Raw genomic sequence first — 13,820 nt, forward strand, 5'->3', positions numbered from 1 at the left:
AGGAGAGGGGAAGTCGGCGGCTCCGTCTTTACGTTGGTCTTACGGACCCCCCTGTTCCGCCTCCCTGTGACGTGTGGCACGATGCTGTCTTCCTCCCCCCTTGGTCACTCGTCTGGTCACTCGCCGGCACCCCCCTCACAGGAGACACTCCGCGTGCAGATCTCCGACGTACCGGACCTCGCGCACACCCGGCCCCACCCGATGCACTGGCTCGCGACGGCCACCGCGATGGCCGGTGTGGTGGCTCTGGCGGGTCTGCTGCAACCCGGCGCCGCCACCGCGTCCCAGACGGGCTCCGAGCCCGCGCGGACGGCGGCGGGCGAGGCGCCGCTGCCCGCCCCTGATCCCGCCGCGGTGGACTACCCGCTGGAGTGCGGCGGAGCGGGCACGGTGGTCGTACGGCGGGCCTCCGGCGATCTCGACGGTGACCGGAATCCCGAGACCGTGGCCGCGGTGCGCTGCGAGGCGGGCTCGGGCACCCCGCCCCAGGGCGTTTATGTGCTGACCAGAGCCGCGGAGGCCGAGCCGAGGATCGTGGCGACTCTGGTCGACCCCAAGGACAAGCGGAGCGTCGGACCCGACTTCGAGATCCGGGACGGGGTGATTCTCGCCACCCTGCTCGGCTACTCGGGGCCCGAGGTGCCGAGCTGCTGTCCCGACGAGGAGGAGCGGGTCTCCTGGCAGTGGGAGAACGGCGCGTTCGTCCGCGCGGAGAGGCCCGAAGCGCGGAGTGTGTGACCGCTCACGGCGGGTCGCCCCGGGCTCTCGGCGGGTTTCGTCCTATTCCGCGTCGGGTCCGTAAACCTCTACCCTGTCCGAAACGCGACGCACATGAATACAGTCGCCCGGACACTCCTTGGCCGAATCCACGACATCACCCAACAGTGGCAGTGGTACCCGGGTCGTGGCGCCGGGGGTCTGGAGCAGTTCGTCCTCGGGGCTCTTCACATACGCGAGCCCGTCGATGTCCAGCTCGAAGACCTCGGGAGCATACTGGGCACAGATCCCGTCCCCGGTGCAGAGGTCCTGGTCGATCCAGACCTCGAGCGGCTCACCTGTCCCGGTGACGCCTTCGGTGGGAGCCTGCTGCTGCACGGTCATCTCTCCTGCCGTTTGCCCCGCCGGACGGTGCGCTGTTAAGTAAGTCGCGCAAGCCCTGACGGGTGTTGAACACTTCGACGATACAACCGACAGCTTTCCGATGTTCCTGGGTGGGTATTCCCCTGGCGTGAGGGAAGAGCGCAAGGGTGAAGATCGGACACACCCCACAGTCTTTGTGATCTAGGGGTTTCAATCATCACCCACCCAGGTAGGGTCAGGAAGCGTCCAGCTCCCCTTGGAGGAGGTGAGGACCGTGGCAGCCCACGACGACGACATCAACCGCGGCATCCGGCCGGGGCGGGGGTCTGAAGACCCAGCCGGCCAGGTTGCCTATCTCGAGCAGGAAATCGCCGTCCTGCGACGAAAGCTCGCCGACTCTCCGCGTCACACGAGGATTCTCGAAGAGCGGATCGTCGAGTTGCAGACGAACCTGGCCGGTGTGTCCGCGCAGAATGAGCGGCTCGCCAATACGCTCCGTGAGGCCCGCGACCAGATCGTGGCCCTCAAGGAGGAGGTCGACCGGCTCGCACAGCCGCCGGCCGGCTTCGGTGTGTTTCTGCAGGCCAATGAGGACGGCACGGCCGACATCTTCACCGGAGGCCGCAAGCTCCGGGTGAACGTGAGCCCCAGCGTCGAACTCGACGAGCTCAGGCGCGGCCAGGAAGTCATGCTCAACGAGGCGCTCAACGTGGTCGAGGCCATGGCGTACGAGCGTGCCGGGGACATCGTCACCCTCAAGGAGATCCTTGAGGACGGCGAGCGCGCCCTGGTGATCGGGCACACCGACGAGGAGCGGGTGGTGCGGCTCGCGGAGCCGCTGCTGGACATCACCATCCGTCCCGGCGACGCCCTGCTGCTCGAACCCCGCTCGGGCTATGTGTACGAAGTGGTCCCCAAGAGCGAGGTCGAGGAACTGGTCCTCGAAGAGGTCCCGGACGTCGACTACGACAAGATCGGCGGTCTCGGCGGCCAGATCGAGATGATCCGCGACGCGGTGGAGCTTCCGTATCTCCACCCGGATCTCTTCAAGGAGCACGAACTGCGCCCGCCGAAGGGCATCCTGCTCTACGGCCCGCCCGGCTGCGGCAAGACCCTGATCGCCAAGGCCGTGGCCAACTCCCTTGCCAAGAAGGTCGCCGAGGTGACCGGCCGGCCCGCGGGGAAGAGCTACTTCCTCAACATCAAGGGTCCGGAGCTGCTGAACAAGTACGTCGGTGAGACCGAGCGCCATATCCGCCTGGTCTTCCAGCGTGCCCGGGAGAAGGCGAGCGAGGGCACTCCCGTCATCGTCTTCTTCGACGAGATGGAATCCCTCTTCCGCACCCGCGGATCCGGTGTGAGCTCGGACGTGGAGAACACCATCGTCCCCCAGCTCCTCGCCGAGATCGACGGTGTGGAGGGCCTGGAGAACGTCATCGTCATCGGCGCCTCCAACCGCGAGGACATGATCGACCCCGCTATCCTGCGGCCCGGCCGGCTCGATGTGAAGATCAAGATCGAGCGTCCGGACGCGGAGGCGGCGAAGGACATCTTCGCGAAGTATCTGACGGCCTCGCTGCCGCTGCACGCGGACGACATCTCGGAGCACAACGGCTCCAAGGAGGCCGCGGCCCACGGAATGATCCAGTCCGTGGTCGAGCAGATGTACGCGGAGTCCGAGGAGAACCGCTTCCTCGAGGTGACCTACGCCAACGGCGACAAGGAAGTCCTCTATTTCAAGGACTTCAACTCCGGCGCGATGATCCAGAACATTGTCGACCGGGCCAAGAAGATGGCCATCAAGGCCTTCCTCGACCACAACCAGAAGGGCCTCCGGGTCTCCCATCTCCTCCAGGCTTGCGTGGACGAGTTCAAGGAGAACGAGGACCTGCCGAACACCACCAACCCCGACGACTGGGCCCGTATCTCCGGCAAGAAGGGCGAGCGGATCGTGTTCATCCGTACCCTGGTCACCGGAAAGCAGGGCGCGGACACCGGACGCTCCATCGACACGGTGGCCAACACCGGTCAGTACCTGTAAAGCGCAGACGCAGACCGGCTGCGGATGTCCGGAAGGGCATCCGCAGCCGGTTGCTTTCCACGCTCCTTCCACCACACCAGGCCAATGACGGAAATGATCTCCCCACCGGCGCGGAGGCGTTCTAGGCTCTTTCGTACCGCCGCGTGGCGGCGCCCGGAGCCGGGCACCGCACACGTGGCGGGGGAAGAGCGGTACTTGAGCGCCGCTTCCGGAGGGGAGCGCCGCCGGGCAAGGAGGGCCGCATGACCGTACGGCGAGTAATGGGCATCGAGACGGAGTACGGGATCTCCGTCCCGGGACACCCGAACGCCAATGCCATGCTCACCTCGTCCCAGATCGTGAACGCCTACGCGGCGGCGATGCACCGCGCGCGGCGGGCCCGCTGGGACTTCGAGGAGGAGAACCCGCTGCGGGACGCCCGCGGCTTCGACCTCGCCCGCGAGACGGCCGATTCCAGCCAGCTCACCGACGAGGACATCGGGCTGGCCAATGTGATCCTCACGAACGGCGCACGGCTCTACGTCGACCACGCCCACCCGGAGTACAGCTCTCCCGAGATCACCAATCCGCGGGACGCCGTCCTGTGGGACAAGGCCGGCGAGCGGATCATGGCCGAGGCCGCCGAGCGCGCGGCCCAGCTTCCCGGCGCGCAGCCGATCCATCTGTACAAGAACAACACCGACAACAAGGGCGCGTCCTACGGCACGCACGAGAACTACCTGATGAAGCGGGAGACCCCGTTCTCGGACATCGTGCGCCATCTGACGCCGTTCTTCGTCTCACGGCAGGTCGTCACCGGCGCGGGCCGGGTCGGTATCGGCCAGGACGGCCATGAGCACGGTTTCCAGATCAGCCAGCGCGCGGACTACTTCGAGGTCGAGGTCGGGCTGGAGACGACCCTCAAACGCCCGATCATCAACACCCGCGACGAGCCGCACTCGGACGCGGAGAAGTACCGCAGACTCCATGTGATCATCGGCGACGCTAATCTGTCGGAGATCTCCACCTACCTCAAGCTCGGCACCACCGCGCTCGTCCTGTCCATGATCGAGGACGGCTTCATCAACGTCGACCTCGCCGTGGACCAGCCGGTCCGTACGCTGCACCAGGTCTCGCACGACCCGGCGCTCGGCCGGCTGGTCACGCTCCGCAGCGGCCGGACACTCACCGCGGTCCAGCTCCAGATGGAGTACTACGAGCTGGCCAGGAAGTATGTCGAGGAGCGGTACGGCGCCGACGCGGACGAGCAGACCAGGGACGTGCTCGGACGCTGGGAGGACACGCTCAACCGGCTGGAGAACGATCCGATGAGCCTCTCCGGCGAGCTGGACTGGATCACCAAGCGGGAGATCCTGGAGGGCTACCGCCGGCGGGACGGCCTGGAGTGGGACGCGGCCCGGCTGCACCTGGTGGACCTCCAGTACGCCGACGTACGCCCCGAGAAGGGCCTGTACAACCGTCTGGCGGCCCGTGGCAGGATCAGCCGCCTGCTGGACGAGCAGGACGTCGAACGAGCCAGGACGAAGCCTCCTGAGGACACCAGGGCGTACTTCCGCGGGCGCTGCCTGGAGCAGTACGCGGACGATGTGGCGGCGGCCTCCTGGGACTCCGTCATCTTCGACCTGCCCGGCCGTGACTCGCTGCAACGGGTGCCCACCCTGGAGCCGCTGCGCGGTACACGCAACCACGTCAAGGAGCTGCTCGACCGGTGCCGCACGGCCGAGGAGCTGGTCCGGGTGCTGTCCGGCGGCTGAAACGGCGGCGGTCCGGGAATGATCGGGGTGGTACCCGGACGTTGTAGCAACTGCGGGGCCGATGTCGGACCCTCCTTGTAGGGTCTGATCTTGAAGGTCACATCGAGCGGGGCGAAACCGAGCGGGGTGAGGGATATGGCGACCAAGGACACCGGCGGCGGCCAGCAGAAGGCGACGCGTTCCACGGAGGAGACCGAGGAGCAGGCCCAGGAGGCGCAGGCTTCCGAGGACCTCAAGGAGCGCCAGGAGAAGCTGTCCGACGATGTGGACTCCGTCCTGGACGAGATCGACGACGTGCTCGAGGAGAACGCCGAGGACTTCGTGCGGTCCTTCGTGCAAAAGGGCGGCCAGTAAAGGCCGTTGTCCGTCCCGGGCCGTCGGCGAAAGCCGGTAGCACCGGGACGGATGACCGGCGACGGCGCGGGTAAGGTCCGTGCACAGATTCAAAGATCGGCCCGGCCCGAGCGGCGGGCCGCCGCCCATCCGGAAGGAAACGTGTGGAAGCCAACCCTCGTAGCACCGGGCGTCTGCCGGCAGCCTTCCTGACGCCCGGCTCGTCCTCGTTCATGGACTTCCTGTCCCACCACTCGCCGGACATGCTGCCCGGCAAGCGGTCGCTGCCGCCGTTGCAGGGCGCCATCGAGGCGCCGCACGGTACGACGATCGTCGCGACGACCTTTCCCGGTGGAGTGGTGCTCGCCGGTGACCGGCGGGCGACCATGGGGAACATGATCGCGCAGCGCGACATCGAGAAGGTCTTCCCCGCCGACGAGTACTCGGCCGTGGGTATCGCCGGCACCGCGGGTCTCGCCGTGGAGATGGTCAAGCTCTTCCAGCTCGAACTGGAGCACTTCGAGAAGGTCGAAGGCGCCCAGCTCTCCCTGGAGGGCAAGGCCAACCGGCTCTCCACGATGATCCGCAGCAATCTCGCCATGGCCATGCAGGGCCTGGCCGTCGTCCCGCTCTTCGCGGGCTGGGACGTGGACCGCGGCAAGGGCCGCATCTTCTCGTACGACGTGACGGGCGGCCGGTCCGAGGAGTCGGGCTTCGCGTCCACCGGCTCCGGCTCGATCTTCGCCCGTGGAGCGATGAAGAAGCTCTACCGCGAGGACCTGACGGAACAGCAGGCCATCACCCTGGTCGTCCAGGCGCTGTACGACGCGGCGGACGACGACTCGGCGACGGGCGGCCCCGATGTGGCGCGCCGGATCTATCCGATCGTCACGATCATCACGGACGAGGGCTTCCGGAGGCTGACGGACGAGGAATCCTCGGAGACCGCCCGCTCGATCCTCGAGCGCCGGCTGGAGCAGCCCGACGGCCCGCGCGCCGCGCTGCTCTGACGCCGCCCTCTTCTGAACACACACGTCACTGACAGAAAGGGACGGACAGCCGGTGTCGACGCCGTTCTATGTCTCACCCCAGCAGGCCATGGCCGACCGGGCGGAGTACGCGCGCAAGGGCATCGCCCGCGGTCGCAGCCTGGTCGTGCTCCAGTACGCCGACGGCATCGTCTTCGTCGGCGAGAACCCGTCCCGCGCGCTGCACAAGTTCAGCGAGATCTACGACCGGATCGGATTCGCGGCGGCCGGCAAGTACAACGAGTACGAGAACCTCCGGATCGGCGGTGTCCGCTACGCCGATCTGCGCGGATACACCTACGACCGCGACGACGTCACCGCCCGTGGTCTCGCCAATGTCTACGCGCAGACGCTCGGCACGATCTTCTCCAGCGCCGGTGAGAAGCCCTACGAGGTGGAGCTGGTCGTCGCCGAGGTGGGCGCGACACCGGACGGCGACCAGATCTACCGGCTGCCGCACGACGGGTCGATCGTGGACGAGCACGGCTCGGTCGCGGTGGGCGGCAGCTCGGAGCAGATCAGCACGTATCTCGACCAGCGCCACCGCGAGGGCATGTCGCTCGCGGAGGCGCTGAAGCTGGCCGTCCAGGCGCTGTCGCGGGACACCAACGGCGGCGAGCGGGAGATCCCCGCGGAGCGGCTGGAGGTGGCGGTCCTGGACCGTACGCGACCGCAGCAGCGCAAGTTCAAGCGGATCGTCGGCCGCCAGCTCTCCCGGCTGCTGGACGCGGACGGCGCGGCCTCCACCCCGACGGACGCGCCCTCGGACACGGAGGAGCCCGACGGCGCCGCCTCCCCGTCGGCGGACACGTCGCAGGACAACGGCAAGCAGGACACCGGGAAGCCGGACAGCACCGAGTAGGTCCGGTCCGGACGGACCCGGTCCGGTCTCGATCCGGAGTCGGCCTGTCCGTGCCCCGGACCGCCCGCGCGGTCCGGGGCACGGGCGTGTCAGGCGCCGGGAGGCGGGGGAGCGGTGGAGGCCCGGACGACCAGCGAGACCGGCAGATGGACCGGTTCCGGGCGCCGCCCGTCCAGGACGGTCAGCAGGGCTGTCATGCCCTGCTCGCCGACCCGCTCGGCGGGGAGGCCGACCGTGGTCAGTTCCGGCTCGATCGCCGTCGCGAGCGCCAGATCGTCGAAGCCGGTGACCGAGATGTCCTCCGGCACCCGCAGACCGAGGCGCCGCAGCGCCTTGTAGGCCCCCGTGGCCAGGATGTCGCCGTCGCAGATCAGCGCCGTGGGCCGAGGGCCCGGAGCGGTGAGGGCGTGCTCGACGGCCTCCCGCGCGGCGCCGACCTCCAGCCGCGCCGACACCGTCCGTACGACCGCGTCCGGTACCTCCCGTACCACGCCCGCCAGGGCCTCGGCCCGTACCTCGAAGGTCCATGAGGCGACCGAGGAGGCGAGATGGAGCAGGCGCCGGTGACCGAGACCGAGCAGATGCCCGGTCACCTGCCGGATGCCGTCGGCGATGTCGAGATTCACCCGTGCGGCGGCACCGGGGGCCTCCGGATCGCTGTCGAGCATCACCAGCGGCAGATCCGCGCCCCGGATCGCGTCCAGGGCCTCCGTCGCCATCGAGGAGGCGATCACCCCGTCCAGCGCGGCCCGCGCCGAGGCGAAGGGATCCCGGGCGGGCCCCACGCCGGCGGGCGACGGGTAGAGGACCACTCCGAAGCCGTGCTCGGCGGCGACCTCGGCCGCGCCGGTGTAGACCCGGGCGAAGAACTCGTTGGTGAGCGCGGGCACCACCAGGAGCGCGGTCCTGGTCGTACCGAGACGGAGATTGCGGGCCGCGAGATTGGGCCGGTAGCCGAGCGCGTGCGCCGCGTCCCGTACGAGCCCGGCGGTCCGCTCCGAGACCCTGCCCCGCCACTTGTCCCCGAGGACCAGCGAGACCGTGGCCTGGGAGACACCCGCGGTCCGCGCCACATCCCGGCTGGTGGGCCTGGCGGGCTGCTCTGTCATGGCTACCGTTCTCCGTCGTGCTCGTCCGGCGGGCTCTGTCCGCCTCGGCGCCGGCAGTGGACCCGCGGGCTGGCCACATGGTACGTATGACGGCGACGTTATACGTAAAACCCCGGCATGGGCCGGGCGGACGAGGAAAGGGCGGCACATGGCCACCGGCTACGTGGACATCCTCAAGGCGCCGCACGCCGCGCGGCTGCTCGCCGGCACACTCGTGGGCCGGCTGCCCAACGCCACGGGCCCCATCGCCGTCGTCCTGCTCGTCCGGGGCGGCGGGGGCAGCTACAGCCTCGCCGGCGCCCTCGCCGCGGTGTACGGCGTCGCCAACGCCGTCGGACAGCCGCTGCTCGGCCGGGCCGTGGATCTCCACGGCCAGCCCCGGGTGCAGTTCCCCGCCGCCGTCGTCTCCGCCCTCGGCGCGGTGCTGCTCGTCGTCGCCGGGACCGGCTCCCCGCTGCTCGCCTACGGCGCGGTGGCGGTCGCGGGACTCTTCACGCCGCCGCTGGAGGGCGGGCTGCGGGCGCTGTGGCCGAACGTCCTCGGCAGTGAGGAGCGGGTGCACCGGGCGTACGCCATGGACGCCGTGGCGCAGGAGATCATGTTCACCGTCGGCCCGCTGCTCGTCACCCTGCTCGTCGCGCTCTGGTCGCCGGCCACCGCGCTGCTGGTCATCAACGCGATCGGCGTGCTCGGCGCGCTCTCCGTCGTCCTCTCCGCGCCGTCCCGCGCCTGGCGCTCCGCGCCGCGGGAGGCGCACTGGCTCGGCGCCCTGCGCTCACCGGGCCTGCTGGCCCTGCTGGGCGCCTTCCTCTTCGTCGGGATAGCCCTGGGCTCGATCACCGTCGCCGGCGTCGCCTACGCCGACGACCAGGGCCGGGAGTCCGTCTACGGCTGGCTGATGGCCGCGCTCGGCCTCGGCGCCCTGGTGGGCGGCTCGGTGTACGGGGCCAGGGAGTGGACCGGCGCCCCGGAGCGGCGGCTGCGCACCGTCGTGGCCCTGCTCGCTCTCTGCTATCTGCCGCTGACACTCACACCCGGTGTGCTCGCGATGACAGGACTGGCCGCCGTCGCCGGGATCTTCCTCGCGCCCGCGATCGCCTGCGCCTTCATCGTCGTCGACCGGCACGCGCCGCGCGGCACCGTCACCGAGGCGTTCTCCTGGCTCGTCACCACGATCGGTGTGGGCTCCGCGCTCGGTACGGCCGCGGCAGGGCCCGCCGTGGAGCTGGGCGGCACCTCCGCGAGCTTCGCGGTCGCCGGGGGCGCGGGTGTCGCCGCGCTGCTGGTACTGCTGGCCACACAGCGCGTCCTCGCGGCTTCCGGGCGAGGTGCCGATGCCACCATCCGGACGGAAACAGATCAAGGCGGAGCGGCCGAACCCGGTTTCAGCTCTGGTCATCAGGCGTAATGTTCAGACATGGACCGCCGCATTTTCGGGCTGGAGAACGAGTACGGCGTCACGTGCACGTTCAGGGGACAGCGCCGACTGTCACCTGACGAAGTGGCGCGCTACCTCTTCCGCCGTGTTGTCTCATGGGGCCGCAGCAGCAATGTCTTCCTGCGGAACGGCGCCCGTCTCTACCTCGACGTGGGTTCGCATCCGGAATACGCAACTCCCGAATGCGACAACGTGACCGAACTGGTCACCCACGACAAGGCGGGCGAGCGCATTCTCGAAGGCCTGCTCGTCGACGCCGAACGCCGCCTGCACGAGGAGGGAATCGCGGGCGACGTCTATCTCTTCAAGAACAACACCGACTCGGCGGGAAACTCCTACGGCTGCCACGAGAACTATCTCGTCGCCCGCCACGGAGAGTTCTCCCGGCTCGCGGACATCCTCATCCCCTTCCTCGTCACCAGGCAGCTGCTCTGCGGCGCGGGCAAGGTGCTCCAGACGCCTCGGGGCGCGGTCTACTGCGTCAGCCAGCGCGCCGAGCACATCTGGGAGGGCGTCAGCTCCGCCACCACCCGCTCCCGTCCGATCATCAACACCCGCGACGAACCGCACGCGGACGCGGAGCGCTACCGCAGGCTCCATGTCATCGTCGGCGACTCGAACATGTCCGAGACGACCATGCTGCTCAAGGTCGGTGCCACCGATCTCGTGCTGCGCATGATCGAGGCGGGCACGGTGATGCGCGATCTCACCCTGGAGAACCCGATCCGGGCGATCCGTGAGGTCAGCCATGACCTCACGGGCCAGCGCAAGGTGCGACTGGCCAGCGGCCGGGAGGCCTCCGCGCTGGAGGTCCAGCGGGAGTACTACGAGAAGGCCGTGGACTTCGTGGACCGCCGGGGCATCCGCACCGGCACGGTCGAGCAGGTGCTCGAACTGTGGGGCCGCACGCTCGACGCGATCGAGGAGGAGGACCTCGACCGCATCGCCACCGAGATCGACTGGGTGATGAAGTACCAGCTGATCGAGCGGTACCGGGCCAAGCACAACATGACGATGTCGCATCCGCGGGTCGCCCAGATAGATCTCGCCTACCACGACATCCACCGCCGCCGGGGCCTCTACTACCTGCTGGAGAAGCGGGGCCAGGCAGCCCGGATCTGCAACGACCTGAAGATCTTCGAGGGCAAGTCCGTGCCCCCGCAGACCACCAGGGCACGGCTGCGCGGCGACTTCATCCGCCGGGCGCAGGAGCAGCGCCGGGACTTCACTGTCGACTGGGTGCATCTCAAGCTGAACGACCAGGCGCAGCGCACCGTGCTCTGCAAGGACCCGTTCCGTTCCGTGGACGACCGTGTGGAGAAGCTGATCGCCGGTATGTAGCCGGCGGGCGACACTTCGCCGCAATATCCCGGGCCCTGTACGTACGCGTACAGGGCCCGGGTCTTGTCCGGCCCGAGCCGCGGGACACCCCCTAGAGTGTCGTGCAACTACCGTGCCGTCTGAGATCTGAGGAACACGTGCGCCGACTTGCCGGCCTGATCGTCGTCCCCTTGCTGCTGTTGTCGACAGCGGCGTGCGGCGATGACGGAGGCTCCGACTCCGCCCCGTCCAAGAACGGACTTCCCGCGATCACCGCGGGCACCAAGTTCGGCGAGAAGCCGACGCTAGCCAAGGGCGAGGGAACTCCGCCCAAGGAGCTCAAGGTCGACGTCATCAGCAAGGGTGACGGTCCCACGGTCAAGAAGGGCGACGCGATCCAGGTCAATTACCTGGGCCAGAGCTGGGACTCCGACAAGCCCTTCGACAACAGCTTCGACCGCAAGCAGCCCTTCGATCTGACACTGGGCGCCGGAATGGTCATCAAGGGCTGGGACCAGGGCCTGGAGGGCCAGAAGGTCGGCAGCCGCGTCGAGCTGGGCATTCCGCCGGAGCTCGGTTACGGGGCGCAGGGCCAGGGCGAGATCAAGCCCAATTCCACACTGGTCTTCGTCGTGGACATTCTGAAGGCGACCCAGGTCCCGGTCTCGGCCAAGGGCACCGCGGTGGCACAGGACAACATCGATCTGCCGAAGGTCGGGACGAACGACGACGGCAAGGAGCCGACGGTCACGGTCCCGAAGACCGATCCGCCCAAGGAACTCGTCTCCAACTATGTGCTGGAGGGCGACGGCCCGGTCGTCAAGGACTCGGACACCGTCGTGCTGAACTACGCGGCGTACCTCTGGAAGAACGGCAAGCAGTTCGACAGCACGTACAAGACGGGCCGGACCACGACCTTCCCGCTGCCCCAACTGACGCTCAAGGGGCTCAAGTCGGGGATCGTCGGCAAGAAGGTCGGCAGCCGGGTCCTGATCGTGATCCCGCCGGACCAGGCCTTCGGCGACCAGGAGCAGCAGAACATCCCGAAGAACTCCACACTGGTGTTCGCGGTGGACATCCTGGCGAAGGTGTAAGACTGTCCCGGTTGCCCCGTTCATCATTTAGAGGAGCAGTTCAGTGAGCATCGAGAAGCCCGAGATCGACTTCCCGGGTGGCGAGCCGCCGGCCGATCTGGAGATCAAGGACATCACGGAGGGCGACGGCCCGGTGGCCAAGGCGGGCGACACCGTCTCCGTCCACTATGTGGGTGTGGCCTTCTCCACCGGCGAGGAGTTCGACGCGTCCTGGAACCGCGGCACGCCGCTCCAGTTCCAGCTCGGCGCCGGCCAGGTCATCAAGGGCTGGGACCAGGGCGTCCAGGGCATGAAGGTCGGCGGCCGGCGTCAGCTCACCATCCCCGCGCACCTCGCCTACGGCGACCGCGGCGCCGGTGGTGGCACCATCGCCCCGGGTGAGACGCTGATCTTCGTCTGCGATCTGGTCTCCGTCTGATCCCGCCAGGACGAAGACCCGAGGGCCCGTGCCTCCGCACGGGCCCTCGGCTTTTGTCCCGACACCCCGGGGCGGTACGGTCGACGAGCGGAGGCCGCAACGATCAAAAGGGGTGCAAGGCGTCGATGGCCATTGCCAAGGCCGAGCGACTGATGAATCTGGCGCTGTGTCTGCTCGGGACCCGGCGTCCGCTCAGCAAGCGCGAGCTGCGGGGCTCCATCGAGGCCTACCTGGAGGCGGGCACCGACGATTCCTTCAACCGGATGTTCGAGCGCGACAAGGAAGACCTGCGCGAACTCGGCCTGGTCATCGAGACGGTGGACAATCTCGACGCCGAGACCGGCTATCTCGCCCGGCGCGACAGCAATCGGCTGCCGCCGATCACGCTCGACGCCGAGGAGGCCGCGGCCCTCGGACTCGCGGCCAAGGTCTGGCAGCAGGCCCGGCTCGCGGGCGCGGCGAGCGGCGCCCTCCAGAAGCTGCGTGCCGCCGGAATGCCGGAGGCCGAGGACGCGTACGAGGCACATCACAGCGCTCTCGAACCGCGGATCCCGGTCCATGAGGCCGCCTTCGAACCGCTGATGCTCGCCTGCCGCGACCGGCGGCCCGTCGTCTTCGACTACCGCAAGGCCAACGCGGCCCGCCCCGAACAGCGCCAGGTCGAGCCCTGGACGCTGGAGTGCTGGCGCGGCCACTGGTATCTGGCCGGCTGGGACCGCGACCGGGGCGCCGAGCGGGTCTTCCGGCTCTCCCGGATCACCGGCAAGGTCCGCTCCCGCAGTGGTGTGTTCAGCGCGCCGGTGCCCGATGTCGTGACCGTACGGGAGACCGTGGAGACCTGGGCGGGAGAGACCGCGACCCGCTCCGCGCTGATCAGGCTGCGCTCGGGCTGCGGCTATCCGCTGCGCTCCCGGGCGGTGTCGTCCCGGGAGCTGGGGGACGGCTGGGACGAGTTGGAGATCCCGTACGGACACGGCCTGGACGCCTGGCTGGTGGAGTTCGGCCCGGACGTGGTCGTGCTGGAACCCGCCGATCTGCGGGCCGATGTGATCGAGCGGCTGCGCGCCGTGGCCAAGGGCTGAGAGGGACTCGGACAACCATGGCAGCCAACGCCATCGACCAGACCCGGCGGATGCTCTCGCTGGTGACCTATCTGCGGGAGCGCCCCGGCGCCCATGTCAGCGACGTGGCCCGCGCGTTCGGGATCAGCGAGGACGAGCTGATCTCCGATCTCGATGTCCTCCCGATGTGCGGCACCAGCTTCCGCGGCGGCGATCTGCTCGACATCGACACCGACGGCGACCGGATCTGGTGGCACAACCCGGACGATGTCGCCGAGCCGC

At 68.7% G+C, this 13,820-nt stretch carries 13 protein-coding genes and 1 pseudogene; 12 read left to right on the forward strand and 2 right to left on the reverse strand.

The window, feature by feature from the left end; translation table 11 throughout:
• The first annotated feature begins 153 nt into the window (after window positions 1-153).
• Window positions 154-738 (forward strand): hypothetical protein, encoded by a 585-nt coding sequence (locus BFF77_RS22130; RefSeq protein ID WP_066952631.1) that lies wholly within the window; start codon window positions 154-156, stop codon window positions 736-738.
• A gap of 42 nt (window positions 739-780) precedes the next feature.
• Here the strand turns inward: BFF77_RS22130 and BFF77_RS22135 are convergent, their stop codons facing one another.
• A complete protein-coding gene (locus tag BFF77_RS22135; protein ID WP_066952633.1) occupies window positions 781-1,101 on the reverse strand; it encodes a ferredoxin in 321 nt (106 codons plus the stop codon).
• Between the two features lie 253 nt (window positions 1,102-1,354).
• Here BFF77_RS22135 and arc point away from each other — a divergent pair, with 253 nt between their 5' ends.
• The 5 genes from arc to prcA all read left to right on the forward strand — a co-directional run bounded on the left by arc (window position 1,355) and on the right by prcA (window position 7,098).
• The gene (arc, locus tag BFF77_RS22140) at window positions 1,355-3,121 is read left to right on the forward strand and encodes a proteasome ATPase (protein ID WP_066952653.1); all 1,767 of its coding nucleotides are present in this window, start codon (window positions 1,355-1,357) and stop codon (window positions 3,119-3,121) included.
• A 242-nt stretch (window positions 3,122-3,363) separates the two neighbouring features.
• Entirely contained in the window at window positions 3,364-4,875 is a 1,512-nt protein-coding gene (dop, locus tag BFF77_RS22145; protein WP_342671252.1) for a depupylase/deamidase Dop, read from the forward strand.
• A 135-nt stretch (window positions 4,876-5,010) separates the two neighbouring features.
• On the forward strand, window positions 5,011-5,229 hold the full coding sequence (locus BFF77_RS22150) for a ubiquitin-like protein Pup (protein WP_030754525.1): 219 nt from the start codon (window positions 5,011-5,013) through the stop codon (window positions 5,227-5,229).
• A gap of 143 nt (window positions 5,230-5,372) precedes the next feature.
• Window positions 5,373-6,218, forward strand: a complete 846-nt coding sequence (gene prcB, locus BFF77_RS22155; RefSeq protein ID WP_066952638.1) for a proteasome subunit beta — start codon at window positions 5,373-5,375, stop codon at window positions 6,216-6,218.
• A gap of 52 nt (window positions 6,219-6,270) precedes the next feature.
• On the forward strand, window positions 6,271-7,098 hold the full coding sequence (gene prcA / locus BFF77_RS22160) for a proteasome subunit alpha (RefSeq protein ID WP_066952640.1): 828 nt from the start codon (window positions 6,271-6,273) through the stop codon (window positions 7,096-7,098).
• Between the two features lie 89 nt (window positions 7,099-7,187).
• Here the strand turns inward: prcA and BFF77_RS22165 are convergent, their stop codons facing one another.
• Window positions 7,188-8,207: a LacI family DNA-binding transcriptional regulator gene (locus BFF77_RS22165; protein WP_066952642.1), complete on the reverse strand. Its 1,020-nt coding sequence runs from the start codon at window positions 8,205-8,207 to the stop codon at window positions 7,188-7,190.
• A gap of 148 nt (window positions 8,208-8,355) precedes the next feature.
• Here BFF77_RS22165 and BFF77_RS22170 point away from each other — a divergent pair, with 148 nt between their 5' ends.
• The 6 genes and pseudogenes from BFF77_RS22170 to BFF77_RS22195 all read left to right on the forward strand — a co-directional run.
• Entirely contained in the window at window positions 8,356-9,615 is a 1,260-nt protein-coding gene (locus BFF77_RS22170; RefSeq protein WP_066952644.1) for an MFS transporter, read from the forward strand.
• A gap of 9 nt (window positions 9,616-9,624) precedes the next feature.
• Window positions 9,625-10,986, forward strand: a complete 1,362-nt coding sequence (gene pafA, locus BFF77_RS22175) for a Pup--protein ligase (protein WP_066952646.1) — start codon at window positions 9,625-9,627, stop codon at window positions 10,984-10,986.
• Window positions 10,987-11,123: 137 nt separating this feature from the next.
• Complete coding sequence (locus BFF77_RS22180) at window positions 11,124-12,059, forward strand: FKBP-type peptidyl-prolyl cis-trans isomerase (RefSeq protein ID WP_066952648.1); 936 nt, start codon at window positions 11,124-11,126, stop codon at window positions 12,057-12,059.
• Between the two features lie 43 nt (window positions 12,060-12,102).
• A complete protein-coding gene (locus tag BFF77_RS22185) occupies window positions 12,103-12,477 on the forward strand; it encodes an FKBP-type peptidyl-prolyl cis-trans isomerase (RefSeq protein ID WP_066952649.1) in 375 nt (124 codons plus the stop codon).
• A 125-nt stretch (window positions 12,478-12,602) separates the two neighbouring features.
• Window positions 12,603-13,559 carry a helix-turn-helix transcriptional regulator gene (locus tag BFF77_RS22190; RefSeq protein WP_066952651.1) on the forward strand — a complete coding sequence of 319 codons (957 nt, stop codon included), beginning with the start codon at window positions 12,603-12,605 and terminating at the stop codon, window positions 13,557-13,559.
• Between the two features lie 17 nt (window positions 13,560-13,576).
• A pseudogene (locus BFF77_RS22195) lies at window positions 13,577-13,820 on the forward strand (WYL domain-containing protein); the annotation flags it as partial.

Origin of the sequence: Streptomyces lushanensis, assembly GCF_001700515.1 — a bacterium.
Classification (GTDB): Bacteria; Actinomycetota; Actinomycetes; order Streptomycetales; family Streptomycetaceae; genus Streptomyces; species Streptomyces lushanensis.

Bases quoted from the DNA above. Each gene is read 5' to 3' on its own strand.
- pafA (WP_066952646.1), top strand. From the start codon at position 9,625: ATGGACCGCCGCATTTTCGGGCTGGAGAACGAGTACGGCGTCACGTGC.
- BFF77_RS22170 (WP_066952644.1), top strand. From the start codon at position 8,356: ATGGCCACCGGCTACGTGGACATCCTCAAGGCGCCGCACGCCGCGCGG.
- BFF77_RS22190 (WP_066952651.1), top strand. From the start codon at position 12,603: ATGGCCATTGCCAAGGCCGAGCGACTGATGAATCTGGCGCTGTGTCTG.
- dop (WP_342671252.1), top strand. From the start codon at position 3,364: ATGACCGTACGGCGAGTAATGGGCATCGAGACGGAGTACGGGATCTCC.
- BFF77_RS22165 (WP_066952642.1), bottom strand. From the start codon at position 8,207: ATGACAGAGCAGCCCGCCAGGCCCACCAGCCGGGATGTGGCGCGGACC.
- BFF77_RS22135 (WP_066952633.1), bottom strand. From the start codon at position 1,101: ATGACCGTGCAGCAGCAGGCTCCCACCGAAGGCGTCACCGGGACAGGT.
- BFF77_RS22150 (WP_030754525.1), top strand. From the start codon at position 5,011: ATGGCGACCAAGGACACCGGCGGCGGCCAGCAGAAGGCGACGCGTTCC.